Source organism: Myxococcus sp. AM009 (genome assembly GCF_013372605.1).
Classification (GTDB): domain Bacteria; phylum Myxococcota; class Myxococcia; order Myxococcales; family Myxococcaceae; genus Myxococcus; species Myxococcus vastator.
In genome coordinates this window covers 42,679-58,557 of sequence record NZ_JABXEP010000033.1, presented here as the reverse complement: position 1 = coordinate 58,557, position 15,879 = coordinate 42,679, and the positions used below count along the sequence as shown (strand labels likewise).

Sequence of the window (15,879 nt, the reverse complement as noted above, 5' to 3'; positions counted from 1 at the left end):
GCGGGAGGCGCTGGCCTTGGGGGCCTTGGGCTCGGCCTTGGGCTCGGCCGGCGCCTGGGCGGGGCGCGAGGAGGTGGCCTGCTCGCCGCCCTCCTCGTTCGTGAAGGCGCGCTCGACGGCGCCCTCGACCTGACGCACCGCGACTTCAATCTTCTCCGCGGCCACCTTGCTGGAGGTGGCGGCCCAGGTGCGGAGCTGCTCCAGGCCTTCCTTCACCTTGGCCTGGTTCTGGGGGTCCTTCACTTCCTTGAGGAGGCGCTGGGCCTCTCCGCGCAGGTCATCGGTGGTGCGCTTGAGCTCGTCACCGGTGCGCTTGAGGAAGTCCATCAGCTGCTTGTCCCACTTGTTGGCCATGTGCTGTGTCCTCCATGGGGCAGTCATCCCCCCGAAAAAACCATTCCACTCCACGGCTGCCCGGAGCGCAAAACCTTCCAGCGCTTGCTTGAAACACGAACGATGTCGGCGGCCATTGCCTTTCGTGCGACGGGCTTCGTGCATACGGGTGTCCGTCGGGGCTAGAGTGGGCGCGTCGCGGGCCCCACTCCTCGAGGCCCGCGCTGGAGCCCGCCGACATGCCGTTTTGCCGAATGGCGGGGATGCTCGCCGTCCTCACCTTGCTGTGCGCCTGCTCCGAGGGACGTGGCCCCTCGGGGGGACCCCGTCTGCCTGCGGTCGAGCTGTCTCCGACGACGGTGGGCCTTGCCTACGAAGCCATGTTCACCGCCTCCGGGGGCGAGCCGCCCCTGCGCTACACGGTGTCGCCGCCGCCGCAGGGCTTCTCCTTCTATACGGGAGAGGGGCGGCTGCAGGGCCCGGGGAACGAGGCCGGTGACTTCTCGCTCACCGTGACGGTGCGGGACGCGGACGGCCTGGAGAACGTGCGGACGTACGCGCTGAAAATCTATCCACGCCCGGAGGTCACCAGCGACGGGCTCCCCGCCGCCACGGCGGGAGACAGCTACGAGCACGTCCTGGTCGCCACGGGCGGGCGCCCTCCCCTGCAGTGGGAGCTGGTGGGGGGCTCGCTGCCCACGGGCATCGCGTTGAGCGCCGCGGGCGTGCTGACGGGGCAGGCCCAGGGCGAAGGGGACTATCCCATCACCCTGCGGGTCCATGACGCCCACGGCGCCGAGGCCGAGGTCCAGCTGGGGCTGGAGGTGGTGGGCCCCGGGCAGACGCCGGACGGGGGTGCGCCGGATGGGGGCTTCCCGCTGTCGGTGGGGAACTGGAACATCGAGTGGTTCGGGGACCCGGACTATGGGCCCAACGATGAGCCGCTGCAGTTGGCCAATGCGCAGGCCGTCCTCGCCGACGCGGGCGTGGACTTCTGGGGGCTGGCGGAGATTGTCAGCACGGCGCAGTTCAACGCGCTGAAGGCGCGGCTGCCGGGCTACGACGGCTTCCTGGCGGACGACGGCTCGCGGGTGACGTCGGGGTCGAGCTACTACGCGGCCAACGAGCAGAAGGTGGGCGTGCTGTTCAAGTCGGACGTGGTGCAGGTGCTGCGGGCGGACGTGGTGCTGCTGGACCACGACTACGACTTCGGCGGGCGTCCGCCGCTGCGCGTGGACCTGCGCATCCAGCGCGGCGGCGCCAGCGTGGACGTGACGGCGTTGGTCCTCCACATGAAGGCGCTCACCGGTCCCGACGACTACGCGCGGCGCGTGTCGGCCTCCATGGCGATCAAGGACTACCTGGACGTCCGCCTGCCCACGCAGCGGGCCATGGTGGTGGGTGACTGGAATGACGACGTGGATGTGTCCATCGCGACCAATCCCAACACCGGGCTAAAGTTTGAATCGCCGTTCCGCAACTTCGTGAACGACTCGGCCAATTACAAGTTCACGACCCAGGCCCTGTCCGAGGCGGGCATTGGCAGCACGGCGAGCCGCAGCACGTTCATTGACCATCAGCTCGTCACCAATGAGCTGTGGGCCGGCTATGTCCCCAACTCGACCCAGGTGCTGCGGCCGAACATCACGGGCTACCGGAACAACACGTCCGACCACTACCCCATCATCAGCCGCTTCAACCTCGGCAATGGGGGAGGAGGAACGGGGACCGGCGGGACGCAGTACAAGGTGTTCATCAACGAGTACCTGCCGCAGACGCACAACCTCCCGGGCACGAGCACGCCGGATTATGACCAGCAGTTCGTCGAGCTGGTGAACGTGGGCACCACGGCGGTGGACCTGGGCGGCTGGAAGGTTCACGACGCCAGCTCCTACGCGGGCGAGGATGACACACGGCACGTGTTCCCCGCGGGGACGATGATTCAGCCGGGCAAGTCGTATGTCGTGTACTCGGGCCCGACTGCGGTGCCCGGGGGCGTGACGAACGCCACGGCGGCCTCGGGAGGCGGGCTGTACTTCAACCGGGGCGTCAACGTGGGCAGCAGCGGCGACACCGTGTACCTGGTGCGGCCGGATAACACCGTGCAGGACAGCGCGGGGTATCAGGACACGACGGTGGGTGTCTCCTACAACCGGAGCCCGGATGGGAGCTCCAGTGGGAGCTGGGTGCCGCATACGCAACTGTCAGCCGGTGTGGAGGCTTCGCCTGGGCGGCGGGTGAACGGCACGGCGTTTTAACGTCGACACATCAGGGGCAGTCACTGTAGCCCACCTAAAGTAGCTGCAACCGTTACTTGGAACTTGCTGCAATGGGCTGAGGTTAAGTTTAGTTCGCGAGCCATGCAGTGAGGGCAATTCAGATGCCATTCCAATGGCCTGATGCGGCCGCTTCCACCCGTGGCAATCATGCGTGAAGCACACAGCAGAGGGGGCTTGGCGATAGGAAGCGCTCACCAACCTCTCTCAAGCCACCCGCCTCGCCTTGTTCGACATTATCCGACACAACACACCAGCCATACCCCATCTCCAAACATTCCACAGAACCATCCTAAACGCAGCCCCAACAAACATTCATGAAAAGCGACCTGCGCACGAAGCTAGAGGAACTGGAGATTCGCACTTCAGAGCTTGAGCAGCACGACAACCAAATTCGCGCTCACGTGATTAAGCTAAGTGAGCGACTCAAATCCATTTGCATTCAGGGCGGGATCAACTCCTCAACGAAACGCTTCACAATAGAGCACTTCGCTGGCGGAGAGGAGGAAATCTACGGCTACCTACTAGCAGGAGAAGATGGCATCACACTGACTTACAGATCAACACTGGACGACATTAAGTACGCCGAGGATTACGAAGCAGACGCACGTGACGCCCGCATAAAACCTGACGCCTGGGATACCAAGTGGCTTCGGACAATCGCAACCAAAGACAGACTCGAAGAATTAGTCAGCAGTCTCTCGGAAGCAACGAATGCACTTCTCCAAGGGCGCGCGGCTACTGTCGAGAGCGTCCGCAGCGCGGCAGCAGGCCCAACAGCCGTCGCGGGTGAGCGACTCACCGCTATTGCTGGCGAACTATCCTTTGGCCGCGTGAAATCTGATTTTGCGCGAGCCCTCCGATTGGTCGCCGTCGACCCGCCAGCAGCTACTACGGCAGCTTGTGTCTTGCTCGAAACCACACTCAAGCACATCATCAACAAACTCAATCTGGAAACGCCAAATGACATGCAAATTCGGACACTCTACAAGCCAGTGGCAGCCGAATTTGGACTTAAAACCGGAGGAGCAGAATTGCACGCCATATCAAATGCACTCAACACCGTCATACAAAACATAGGCTCCTTTCGTTCAGGTTCGGGGGATGCACATGGAAGAGCACCAGGACAGGAGAATGCTAGCACGGAGGAAGCGGATTTCGTAGTGACCGCAGCCGCAGCTATCAGCACGTTTCTGATGCGCCGCCTAGCCATGCACCAAGAAATCAAATCCACCAGCCCCACCACGCCAAACAAAATGGCGCACACATCAATATCGGAAAGATGAATGGGAAACGACATGCCTCTTGCAATGCCGAACAAAGAGGAGTTCTACCATCGAATTGAGCTAGGGCTCTCCAAATTTCCCTCTCTCCTTGCACGCCTCCCATCTGGGTACCCCCGAGCCGGGACCGCAGCCGTTGATCAAGAACGGGCGTTGACCTTCGAAACAGACCGAACCGGGCACTTCAGCCACAACATCAACCTGCCGTTAGCCCTATACCTCATCGGCTATGATCATGCGCGACCCGGTGCCCGCGCATTCGCCAGCCAATTGCTTCGTGTGGTAGACACCTTTCTTTCTCGATTTCGCGACATTCGTTGCGTCGTTCAGGTAGCCGAGCCACTCTGGCGAGCAGGGTGGGACGTTCATGACCCAACGCTATGGACCGTGGTTGCGCACGCAGCTCGGGCCTTGCGGCTCCAGCACGAAGGGGCCACTGTCATCCAATTCGAAGCGCGAACAGGCGTTGGAAACACAACAGCCGACATCCTCTTCAATCGGGACGGTACTGACACATTTCTGGACATAGAGCTTTGGCATGCAGCCAAAGGAAGCACTATAGAACACGTGAGGGAGCGAGCAGTCCAACGCGCTGAAGAAAAAGCTGCGAAGAAGTTTCCCAACCTCCCAGCAGGCGCACGCGGCATTGTGTCCGAATACTGCTTTCCCGTTTTGGATTCGTTCAACCTCGTCGCGAACGAACGCACTCTGCTAGAGCCGTTTTCGCTAGTTCGCACACCGCGTTGCTCGGGCGAATTGTTCGTATTTCATGGCGTCGCAGACAAAGCCGGACAACTTTGGGGATTTCGGATTGCCGACCCCACCGGGGATGCTCTACCAGTTCTTCCTGTCCGCTTGCAGCGACGGTAACGAGTTGGATGCTCAACTCCCGCGCTCCTCGACTCAACAGCCTCGCCTAACCAGCAAAGACAATCGAATCCCCAATTCAGAGAAGCCAACTCATCCTCTCCCTGTCCTCACCTCCCCAAACGCACAAAACAAACAAGGACTCGACAGCCCCCCCTCACACACAACTACCGAACCACCCCCGGGGCAAGGTCATTCACGGTATTCAAATACACCAACTCTCCAAGTACCTCCCTCCAGTAGCCCGCAGATTCGATCAAAGGCTGACTTGCAAAGGAAGAAAGTAGCGGTCGATTATCTGCTGGCAGGTTGAGCGACTGTAGCGCATTCCCGAGCATGACCGCCGCACGTCGATGCCGGACGCCGTTTGCCGCTAAGGCGCAGCCTGTGGCACTCGGCACGCCGAACCGAAGTCGTTCAGGAAGGTTAGCCACATAGGATGAAACTGTACTTCCCTGCGTTTCGAGTAGCCTCTCCAGCACAGTGACGCCCTGATCCACCAGTGTCTGCAAGACGAATGACACCACTTGCGCATGCACCGAAAGTACATCATCAATCGACAGATCTGCGACGCGCGCAATATCTACAAAAGGCAGCCCGTCAATCCACGCTTTCACGATCATGACAAACTCCGAGAAAGCGGTAGAACGAGGCACATCCTGCTCGTCCGAACGAAATGCCGCCGCGACGGCCGCCTGCATCTCTGGCTGTTCCCATGCCCAAGTTAAAATAGCATCAAGCGCGACGGCCTCAAGATGCTCCGAGATGTCATCCCAGCGCGCAAGCCGAGGAAGCAAGGTACTCTCCACTGAGAAGAGCATCCGCAACGCAACTCCAGCCTCGCGGATCCAACCACCTCGCCCATTAGAATATGCGCTTGACACTCGCCTGGCACGAAGCGCCAAAACTTTCTTTAGAACATTCTTGGACTCTGCAGTAGCGCGAGCGGCCGCAAATGTCTTATCTGCAACCTGCTCAGCAAGTTGTACTAGCTTCGCCTCTCCGAGTTCTTCTGCCGCCAAGTCTACAAGGGTGGCATCGATTCCATCAATAAGAGTATGCAAACTTGGCTGCCGCTCCAACGCCTCATCCGTCAGCATTATGCGCTGATTCCTAAGCGCAGCATCTAGCCCGACAAGAAGTCGATGAAGCGCACCTTCAACTAGTTCACCGGCCTGCTGCTTTGCAGTTGGCGCAACCTGCGGCCATTGCAGCGGATTGGCACAGATAACGAGCCCTCGAGTAGCAGTCCCCGGCCGGCCAGCCCGCCCCACAAGGTTCTTGATGTCGCGTGCCAGCAACGGCTCGGATGCGCCACCGGCCAACTGGCGTATAACTGAGTAAAGGACAAGGGTGCAAATAGGGAGATTGACTCCTTCTGCCAGAGTACTCGTGCAGAATGCGAGCCGGACCTGCTCCCTCCGCAAAAGGGCCTCTAGGACCTCGCGGGTTTCTTGCGGTATATCCCCATGGTGCAAGACTGCTCCCACAGAGAGCACGCGACAGCCTATCCAATCGGCCCCGTACTCCTGAATAAGATAGTCCAACGACGGCCGAACACTCTCCTGCCGCACAAATGCATTCGGCTCGGGCAGCGCCAATCCAAACTCAAGTTGCTGAAGCAACTCACCAGCCAGACCAACAGCACCTTGCTTCCCATGTTTGTTGGCAGAAAAAACGGCAACCATTCCCAAGTGCAGAGATTTTCGCGCGGCAGCAACCGCCTGAGCCTTGATCGCCTTGTACTTATATGTATTAATACGTCCCGTCTTTACATTCCGCCGTTGAAAATCGGTGGGTCCGAGGAAAGCCTCAATGGAGTACCGAGCAGGCTCCTTCTGATGCGGGTGCATTTCAAGAGCAACGACAGGCGAAGCAGCGCCGCTCGGCCTCAAGACCGAAAAATCAGCACCAGTCGGCTGATAATCACTCCGAACTACCGTATCATCCGCCCCACCCAACCAAGCATTAATCTCTTCAATATTCGGAACAATGGCAGACATAAAAACAATTCGTAGAGCCATCTCTTGCTGGACTCGCATGCGCGACAACAGCAATTCCAATCCCACACCACGCGCCCCACTGTCCAACAAGTGTCCTTCGTCACAGATCACCAGCGAGAGGCGCTTGTAAAATCCCGGGTTGGCGCTTAGGAGCCCTGATAAGGACTCCGGCGTAGCAATCAACGCTCTTACATCATCAAGACTGCGGACTTCTTCGCGGGCGGGAACCGTTCCTCCATAGGCGCATCGCGATGCCAAGCCCATGGCATTAAGCCGCTTTACCAACGACGACCGCAATTCTGTCGCCAATGCGCGAAACGGCACCAGCAGCACGGCAGAACTGTTTGGACGGCACTTCAAATGGTGATAAATCAATGTCTCACAAAGCGTCGTCTTGCCGGCCCCAGTCGGCATCTGCAAAGCGAAAGGCTCCTCTCGCGTAAGCAGTCCTTGACGAAGTGCTTCAATCTGCGATGGGAAAAAATCCCAGGTGGGCGGCGATCTTTCCAAGAGCGACTGAACAAGCGGCGTCCAGAAGTCAGACTGGCCCTCAGGCAAAATGGCGCGGATGTTTGTCTGCGTGAAGCGACTCAGAAGAAGATGGAGCAGGGTCTGAACGATCCATTCGTCAGGCCCGACCGAGAGAGCTTGCGCTGCCGCCATCCTTGCCACATTTTCAACAACTGAAATCGCTTCAAGGTCGCCAAGCCGCAGGGAGTTTACGACCAACTCCATCGTTCCTGAGCGCAACTCTCCCGGGCGCGCCAATAATTCAAAACAAGCAAGCTGCGCCTCATTTAGCTTCGTCCGATCAATTTCTTTCGCCACAATGTAAGCGGAGGCCGGAAAGCCTCCGGCATAGAAAGCCGTCGCGGAGAAAAGAGCGGACTCCTCGGAGGAAATATGCGTCCCTTCCCGAGACGACTCAGGACCTATGAAATGATAGAAGGCGTTACCCAATTTTGCCCAATCCGCTCGATGCACATACCCGTGACGCAGGGCATAAAACAGTTCCCCGACAAGCGAGATATAATAATCATCGCTTCGCAATACGACGCGACTAAGTCTGAGTGGGGCTTGGGGGACGCGGAACAGCCTAAGCTGACGTAGCGCATCCGAGTCGATAATCCAGCGTTCGAGCGTAGGCCTCATAGAACTTCCGCCTCTCCCTTGGTCGCGACTGAAGGCCCGTTTTCAGATGTTGTGTTCGGGACTGAGGCTCGAACCGCCTCAAACACTGCTTCATACGTGCACTTCAAATCATGCACCGAAACGATGAGCAGTTTGTGACCTACCGGAACGACAGGCGGAACAGCCGCTAATTCTCCATCCAGGAGATTCGAGCACACCACCGCAACCGCATTAAAACGCCGTTCCGCAGGGGGAGCATCGACGGCCTCGATAAACCGGTTCAACTGCTTGAGGTGAACCCCACATTGGTCACCACCGATTGCCCGCTCCCGTAGCCAGACCAGTGTCTTGGCTAACCGGCTCGTTCGATCTTTTTCCGAATCCTTTAGCGCGCTTGCAATGGGCGTGCTTCCCCCGTCGGTGGACTTCGTTTTCACCTCAGAGCAAATTATGACATCTTCAGCACTAGCCCTCGGCCAGTGGGGAAGGACGAAGTGAAGGACGTCTGAGTGTGGCGCTGGCTTCGTCCTATCCTGCTTCAGACGCCACTTTTTAGGAGCAACGGCGGCGATAGGATTCAGCAATGTAGCTTGGAGAAGGAGAACGAGTATCTCTCCGAAATCTCCAGCCATCGTCGAACCAGGATCTGGTATCTTGGTTGCAAGAACTTCGGATTGGGGAACACCAAGTTGCGAAGCTCTTTCGACGAGTAATTGGTCTGTAACATAGCAGCGCCGAACGGCGATTGCCGCGCCAGTAGGCAAGTCCTCTGTCTGCTCCGCAGGTACACATAGTAAGGTGTACGGACCGTTTTCAGTCCGCGTGAACCAACGGCCAATCACCTCAACATCAAGGCCTAGCTCATTCACAGAGCCCCCAGAAGAAACCACCGCATAGTACCTTCACCACAAGCTCTGGGGGATCTAAGCGACGGCCGCGCTATGCAACCAAGGCATTCAGCACAGATTTCGTACCCTCCATACCTCGGGACATCGCACTAGGAGCAACGATGCTGTGCTTCCGACCTTTACTCACGGTAATAGCGGCATCTGCCGCTGCACGCATGGGTCCTAATGCACCCTGTTTCCGGACGCGAATCCGCAAACGGGCACACAATGAAAACACGCCCCATGCGTTATAGGCGCGACCCATTTTGCGACCCCGCTCCGTATCCCATTTTGAAGGGATGACGGACGGCCGGGCATTGGGCTCGAGCCGGCTCGCGATGAGGGACGGAGCTACCGTGCTGCCTGGAAACGACCGGTCCGTCTTGGAGTCCTTCCGCCGGGGGGAGACGTCCGTCCTCACGCAGGTGTACCGGACCTATTCGCCCGAGGTGCTCCGCTACCTCTCGCGAAAGTTCGCGGTCGGCTCGGACGGGGGGACGCGCACCGCCGCGTTGTCCGCGCTGGACCTGGACGCCGCCCATCAAGAGACGTTCGTCCGGGCCTTCCGGCCCAACATGCGGCAGGCCTATGACGGGGTTCGCCCCTACCTGGGCTTCCTCCTCACGGTGGCGCGCTCGACGGCCATCGACCTCATGCGCGCGTCGGGACGCGTGTCCCGCGAGGCCCTCTCCATGGACGACGCGCCCGAGCTGACGCACCTGCCCACCGAGGGCCGGACGCCCGAAGAAGAGGCCCTCAGCTCGGAGGTGCGCGACCTGGTCCGCGCCTTCCTCGACACCCTCACGGACGAAGGCCGCGCCCTGGCGCACCTGCGCTTCGTGGAAGGACTTTCACAGGAATCCGCCGCCCAGCAGCTCCAGCTCTCCCGAGGCGAAGTCCGGGTGCGCGAGCGGCGGCTGCGGACGCAGTTCACCGAGCATTTGAAGGACTCGGGCTGGCTGGACGCATCGGCCGAGCCCGGGCGGATGGAGCTGGGAGTCCTCCTGGCCTCGCTCGCGCTGTGCGCAATAGGGAGCATGCCCTCATGAGGTGGTACGAGAGACATATCGACGCCAGCCTGACCCGGTGGTCGCTGGGAGAACTGTCCTCCCACCAGTCCGCTCGCCTGCTGCGCCACGCCCACTCCTGCCAGCGCTGCGGCGCCCGCTACGAGCGCTGGGCTCAGGCCCACCGCGCCCTGGAGGGAAATGACCTCCACGCCCCCTCCTCCGTGGAGCTCCAATCCCTGTCACTCGGAGGCCTGGAGGCCGCCCTCGCCGCCGCCGCGCCAGAGCAGGCTCCGTCCCGGTGGCCCTCCCTGGCCCTGCTCGGCGGCGCGCTGGCCGCGGTCTTCCTCGCGGTGGTGCTCGTCCCCACCGCCACGACGACGCCCGGCGAGTTCGTCTCCCGCGGCGAAGGCACCGCGCCCCCCGGCGTCGCCCTGCGAATCTTCTGCGCCACCCCGGGCCAGGCCCTGCGCGAGCTGCACGCCGGAGACACCTGCCGCGCCGGCGCCATGCTGGCCTTCGCCGCCGGTGGCCACGCGCCCTTCACCCACGTCGCCGTCCAGGTCCGCGGCGCCAGGAGTGCGGAGGTGACGGCCGGTCCCTTCACCCTGTCCGGAGGCCTGGGCAAGGAAGCCCCCCTCGAGCTGACCGTGCCCATGCCAGAAACGGCGGGCACCGTCGAAGTCGTCGCCGTCTTCGCAGGCAGCCCGGCCGAGTCCCTGGCGACCCTGCGCGGTGAACAGACAGAGGGCACGGTGGTGCTCAAGCAGTCAGTGAGGGTAGAGGAAGCTCCATGAAAAAGCTGGGAGTGCTCCTCGGCGCCGCGGCACTGCTGCTGGCCCGTGGTGCCTCGGCCGAAGCCGTGGTCCGCCGCGCCCTGGTCATTGCCCATAACGGGAGCGACGACCCGTCGCTCCCGTCATTGCGTTTCGCGGACGATGACGGCGTGCTGTGGGCGGAGACGCTTCAACGCCTGGGCGTGGAGACAACGCTGCTGGTGGACCCGGACGAGGCGACCCGCGCCACGGCCCGGCCGGTGCTCGCGGGCGCCCGACCTCCAACGCCAGACGAGGTGAAGCGCGAGGTGGCCCGCCTGCGCGCGGCCACCCTGGTGGACCATGAACTGGGACGCCAGACAGACGTGCTGCTCGTCTACGTGGGCCACGGCAACACGGACGAAGCCGGACGCGCGTACTTCACCCTCGCGGGCGGACGTCTGGACAAAGCCAGCCTCTACGCGGACGTGGTGGACCCGCTCGGTGCCAACTACGTCCACCTCATCGTGGACGCGTGCCGCGCGTCTGGCGTCGTGGGCAGCCGCGGCGGGCAGACGGACGCGGCGGTGCTCGCGGAGCTGCGCGGCATGCTGGCCCGTGAGCAGCTCGCCACCCGGCCCACCGTGGGCGCCGTGTTCGCGGAGAGCGACGACGGCGAGACGCACGAGTGGTCCCGCATCCGCGCGGGGGTCTTCAGCCACGTGGCCCGCTCCGGCCTCATGGGCGCGGCGGACATCAACGGCGACGGCAGGGTGGAGTACAGCGAGCTGGGCGCCTTCGTCACCGCGTCGCTCCAGGGCGTGAAGGGCCTCCCCGCGCGCCTGTCGCTCCACGCCTTCGCCCCCACCCGCGAGCCCCGGCGTCCGCTGGTGGGCCCCGCTCCAAAAGGTCCCAGCCTTCCGCTGCCCGCGGGGCTCGAGCACTCGCGCATCTCCGTCGAGGACTCGGACGGACGGCGCCTGGCCGACGTGCGCCGCTCCCAGGAACAATACGTGCTGCTGCGCCTGCCCGAGCGCGACGTGTATTGGATTCGCACGCCCACGCAGGAGGCCCGCATCACCCTGGCCGAGCTGTCCACCCACGGCATCATCGACCTGGGCGACCGCGAGCTCCAGGAGCGCGGCCCCGCCGAGGAGGCCCTGCGCAAGGGCTTGTTCGCGGTGCCGCTCGACAAGGACTTCTACGAGCGCTACGTGGCGCTCTCCGGGCTCGCGCCCGTGGGCATCTCCCAGGCGTTTCCCCCCAGCGCGGGCGGCGCCTTCCCGCGGTTCATGGCGCGGCGGCCCGCCACCACCACGGGCTGGGAGCTGGGCTGGACGGGGCAGCAGGCACCGCTCGGCTTGAGCACGCTGGCCACCGGCCCCACGGTGACGTGGCGGCGCGAGGCGCCCCTGCCGTCGCTCTACTACGGCGCGCGCGCCGCATATGGCCTGACGCCCCTGGCCACCGACGGCATCCGCACCCACCGGGGCGCGCTGCTGGGGCTGCTGGGTGCCCAGGCTCCGGCGCACCTGCGGGTGCCGCTGTTCCTGGAGGCGGGCGCGGGCTGGGGCTTCCTGGGCATCTCTCGCGGACCGGTGCGCATGGGCGACCCCACCGTGCTCTCCACGTACACCGCCGCGGGGGTGACGGGGGCGCTGGCGGGGGTGCGGCTGCGGCTGGCGGCCACGCTCACCTATGACCGCGTCACGTTGGACCAGCGCAACTACTGGGACCGCGCCTTCGGCTTCGAGCTGGCGCTGCGACGCTGAGGGACCTGCTCATGAAACGCATGTGGATGGCGATGCTCGTGCTCGTCACGGGGTGTGACGGCATCGAGCTGGACCGGCTCGTCAAGCAGCACCCGCCGCTCACCCGGCTGGTCCCCGAGCCCGCCGGTGCCAACTGCGCCCATGGTGGCCACTTCGTCCGCACGGGGCTGGACCGCGATGACAACGGCGTGCTCGACGACGACGAGGTGAGCGTCACCGAATACGCGTGTGTCACCTCCATCCCAGGCGTGCTGGTGCGCGTGCAGGACGAGCCCCCCGGGGAGCACTGCACGGAGGGCGGCAAGGTGTACCGCGCGGGCCAGGACACGAATGGCAATGCCGAGCTGGAGGACAGCGAGGTCAGCCGCGAGGTCTACGGCTGCGCCAGCTCGGCGGCCGTGCTCACCCGCGTGCGGGCCCGGGAGCCTTTCGTCTACCCCTGCGGGGAGCACGGCGCCGTGGTCGAAGCAGGGCAGGACCCGGATGGCAACGGCGTGCTGGATGATTCAGAGGTCCGCGCGACGTCCACCCTCTGCGTGCTCCCCTCCGAGGTCCGGGTACGCCAGTCACCTGCTCCCGCGGGCGCCGCGTGCCCCACGCCCAGCACCCAGGTGGACGTGGGCACCGACGCGGACGCGGACGGCCTGTTCGAGGACGAAGAGGTGATGGCATCCCTGTTCGTGTGCCAGCCGCTGCACACCCTGGACGGCAATTACTTCGTGCGCAACGCGGTGGACCTGGCGGCGCTGGAGGGCATCTCCCGCGTCCGCGGCAACCTCTACTTCGACCCCGGGTCCGCCACGGAGGCCGTCCTCCCCGACTTGATGCTGGTCGAAGGCGCGCTGGAAATCATCGACACGTCGCTCGAACGTCTGGAGTTGCCCTCGCTGCGCCTCGTGGGTGGCCCGCTCACCGTCGCCAGAAACCCCGCGTTGACCACGCTGAACCTGGGCAGCGGCCACTCCCTGCTCTGGGTCCGGGGAGATTTCAGCCTGGTGTCCAACCCCTTGCTCCCCACGCTCGCGGGGGTGCGCACGGTCTTCCCTGCGAACAACATCCTCCTGAAAGACAATGATGTCCTCGACGGGGGCTCCTTCACGTACGTCTCCAGGCAGCTCGGCAGCATCACCCTGGAAGGCAATGCGAAGCTCTCCACCCTTCCCTTCCAACAGCTCGAATGGGTGGGCGGCTCCCTGAACATCATCGGGAACTCCTCCTTGCTCACCCTGACCGGAACGGTGCTGCAGAAGGTCGTCGGAGACCTGGTCATCGAAAACAACGAGGACCTCTCCGGGTTGTGGGGCATGCCCGCGCTGACGTCCGTTGGCGGAGCGCTCAGCGTGCGGGACAACGCCAACCTGCGCTCGGTCGAAGGCATGAGCGAGCTCACCCAGGTGGGGACGCTCGAATTCGAGCGCAACCCCGCCCTGGAGGCCGCGGGGGAGTTCCCCAAGCTGGCGCGTGTCACCTCCGGCATGCGGTTCCATGACAACGCCATGTTGAAGGACTTGTGGGGACTCGAGCGGGTGCAGAACAGCGGCTTCCTGTTCATCGGCAACAACCCACAGCTCTTCCGGCTGATGGGCTTCGACCGGCTGCTCTCGCTGAAGGTGCTGACCTTGGAGAACAACGCGAGCCTCACGGACTTGTCGGACCTCGTCCTCCTTCAATCAGTGGAGGAGCTGTACGTGCTCTCCCATGAGAACCTGCTGCGCCTGGACCTGAATGCCCTGGAGAGCGTCACCAACATCTTCACCGTCACGGAGAACCCCCGGCTCCCTACCTGCCTGGCCGTGTCGCTCGCCGCACGGGTCAACATGGGCGGCGCGCCGGAGATTCGCGGCAACGACAGCTCGGCCTCCTGCGATTGAAAGCCCCCTGGCGGCACCTCCCGTCACGAGGAAGAGAGAAGCACCCATGCGATGGACCTGGATGGCGGTGGTGCTGCTGGCGGCGGGCTGTGACGGCATCGACCTGCGCAAGCTCGTCACGCAGCACGAGGCACGCACGCGGGTGGACGCGGAGTCGGCTGGCGACCACTGCCCGCTCGGCGGCAGGGCCTTTCTCGCGGGCCTGGACCTGAACGACAACGGGGTGCTCGACGACGGCGAAGTGACGAGCACCGAGTACGTCTGCGCCACGCCCACGCCCGGGGTGCTGGTGCACCTGCAGGACGTGCCCCCCGGCGAGCAGTGTCCCCACGGCGGACACGTGTCGCGGGCCGGCCAGGACGTCAATGGCAACGACCTCCTGGAAGACAACGAAATCACCCGAGAGGTGTACGGCTGCGCTGAGTCGGCTTCCAGGCAGGTGCTTCACCGCACCCGGCATCAGCCTCCGGGGGGCCACGTCCCCCCGTGGCTCTGTAGCTGGGGCCGCACCTGGGTGGAGGCCGGCCCTGACGCGAATGGGAGTGGGCTGCTGGACGACGACGAGGTCCGCGCCATGGAGAGCGTCTGCATTGAACCGGCCCGGCTCATGGTCACACAGGCTCCCGAGCTCGCCGGAGCGGCCTGTCCTCAAGGAGGCGCTCGCGTCCAGGCTGGCGTGGATGCGGATGGAGATGGCGTGCTCGGAGGCCCCGAGCTTCACATGACGGCCTTCGTCTGTGAGGCCCTGCACACGTTCTACGGCGACTACACCGTGCGGACCCCCGCGGACCTCGCGGCGCTCCAGCGCATCTCCCGCATCCAGGGCTCGCTCGTGCTCAGTGACACGTCCCTCACCGAGCTGCGCCTGCCAGGGCTCGCGGTGGTGGACCGCTCGGTGCGCCTCTTGAACAACCAACTGCTGACCCAGGTGGACCTGCCAGGCCTGCGCTTCGTGGGTGATGACTTCGAGGTGTCTTCCAACCCCGCGCTGAGCACGCTGCAAGCCGGCGGCGCCGACCATCAACGGTTGTTCGTGGGACGGGGCCTCGTCGTGAACAACAACGACCAACTCCGCGGCCTGAGCGGCCTGCTGAGCGTGTCCCCCCGGGTGAACCTGTTGTTGATGGACAACGCCTCCCTGGAGTTCAGCCCCGGAGAGGAGTCACCGCTCCTCGGCGTCGACAACCTCATGGGCTCGCTCACCGTCGCTGGAAACGACGCACTGCACGCGCTCCCGCTCTCGAACCTCTTCCATGTCGGTGAAAGCATCCTCATCGCGAGGAACAAAGCCCTGCGCTCCCTGGACGGACTCAACCCCTGGACCATCGGCGGTGGGCTCGACATCAGCGACAACGAGGCCCTGCACGAAATCGCCAGTCTCACGCAGCTACGACACCTGTCCGAGCTGAGCGTGAAGGGGAACCCCGCCTTGACGACCCTGGAGGACTTGAGCGCCCTGAGCACGCTCAAGTCACTTCGCGTGCTGGACAACGCGAGCCTCGTCCAGCTCGGCCTGACCGCGCTGCACCAGGTCGACCAGGCCTTTGAAGTCACGGGCAATCTCGAACTCCCGTCATGCCTCGCGACGTCGCTCGCGGCCTCCGTGTACACGGGCGACGCCGGGCAGCTCCACATCAGCGGCAATGACGACACCGCCACCTGTGGTGAGTGACGCGCCGAAAGGTTCTTGAGCG

Annotated in this window: 10 protein-coding genes; 7 read left to right on the top strand and 3 right to left on the bottom strand. The window is 63.5% G+C overall.

The genetic code is table 11. The features are described 5' to 3' along the window. On the bottom strand, positions 1 to 354 hold a 354-nt coding region (locus HV824_RS11370), incomplete at its 3' end, for a transcriptional regulator (protein ID WP_176423258.1). A 218-nt stretch (positions 355 to 572) separates the two neighbouring features. On the opposite strand from HV824_RS11370, the gene HV824_RS11365 reads away from it, so the two are divergent. Both HV824_RS11365 and HV824_RS11360 read left to right on the top strand, forming a co-directional pair. Further along, positions 573 to 2,591 (top strand): lamin tail domain-containing protein, encoded by a 2,019-nt coding sequence (locus tag HV824_RS11365; protein WP_176423257.1) that lies wholly within the window; start codon positions 573 to 575, stop codon positions 2,589 to 2,591. A gap of 335 nt (positions 2,592 to 2,926) precedes the next feature. After that, positions 2,927 to 3,895, top strand: coding sequence for an abortive infection family protein (locus tag HV824_RS11360; RefSeq protein ID WP_176423256.1), 969 nt, complete (start codon positions 2,927 to 2,929; stop codon positions 3,893 to 3,895). A gap of 1,031 nt (positions 3,896 to 4,926) precedes the next feature. Here HV824_RS11360 and HV824_RS11355 read toward each other — a convergent pair. Further along, positions 4,927 to 7,914, bottom strand: a complete 2,988-nt coding sequence (locus HV824_RS11355; protein ID WP_176423255.1) for a DEAD/DEAH box helicase — start codon at positions 7,912 to 7,914, stop codon at positions 4,927 to 4,929. Beyond that, entirely contained in the window at positions 7,911 to 8,762 is an 852-nt protein-coding gene (locus HV824_RS11350; RefSeq protein ID WP_176423254.1) for a Hachiman antiphage defense system protein HamA, read from the bottom strand. Before HV824_RS11350 ends, HV824_RS11355 begins: the two co-directional genes overlap by 4 nt. A 374-nt stretch (positions 8,763 to 9,136) precedes the next feature. Between HV824_RS11350 and HV824_RS11345 the strand changes: the two genes are divergently transcribed. From HV824_RS11345 to HV824_RS11325, 5 genes are read left to right on the top strand one after another with little or no spacing between them, the layout of a single operon-like run. Beyond that, on the top strand, positions 9,137 to 9,829 hold the full coding sequence (locus HV824_RS11345; protein ID WP_176423253.1) for a sigma-70 family RNA polymerase sigma factor: 693 nt from the start codon (positions 9,137 to 9,139) through the stop codon (positions 9,827 to 9,829). Continuing rightward, positions 9,826 to 10,584: a hypothetical protein gene (locus HV824_RS11340; RefSeq protein WP_176423252.1), complete on the top strand. Its 759-nt coding sequence runs from the start codon at positions 9,826 to 9,828 to the stop codon at positions 10,582 to 10,584. The genes HV824_RS11345 and HV824_RS11340 overlap by 4 nt, the downstream gene beginning before the upstream one ends. Continuing rightward, positions 10,581 to 12,314 carry a caspase family protein gene (locus tag HV824_RS11335; protein WP_176423251.1) on the top strand — a complete coding sequence of 578 codons (1,734 nt, stop codon included), beginning with the start codon at positions 10,581 to 10,583 and terminating at the stop codon, positions 12,312 to 12,314. The genes HV824_RS11340 and HV824_RS11335 overlap by 4 nt, the downstream gene beginning before the upstream one ends. Before the next feature lie 11 nt (positions 12,315 to 12,325). Next, a complete protein-coding gene (locus tag HV824_RS11330; RefSeq protein WP_255207951.1) occupies positions 12,326 to 14,185 on the top strand; it encodes a hypothetical protein in 1,860 nt (619 codons plus the stop codon). 46 nt (positions 14,186 to 14,231) lie between these two features. Beyond that, complete coding sequence (locus HV824_RS11325) at positions 14,232 to 15,857, top strand: hypothetical protein (protein WP_176423250.1); 1,626 nt, start codon at positions 14,232 to 14,234, stop codon at positions 15,855 to 15,857. Positions 15,858 to 15,879 lie beyond the last annotated feature (22 nt).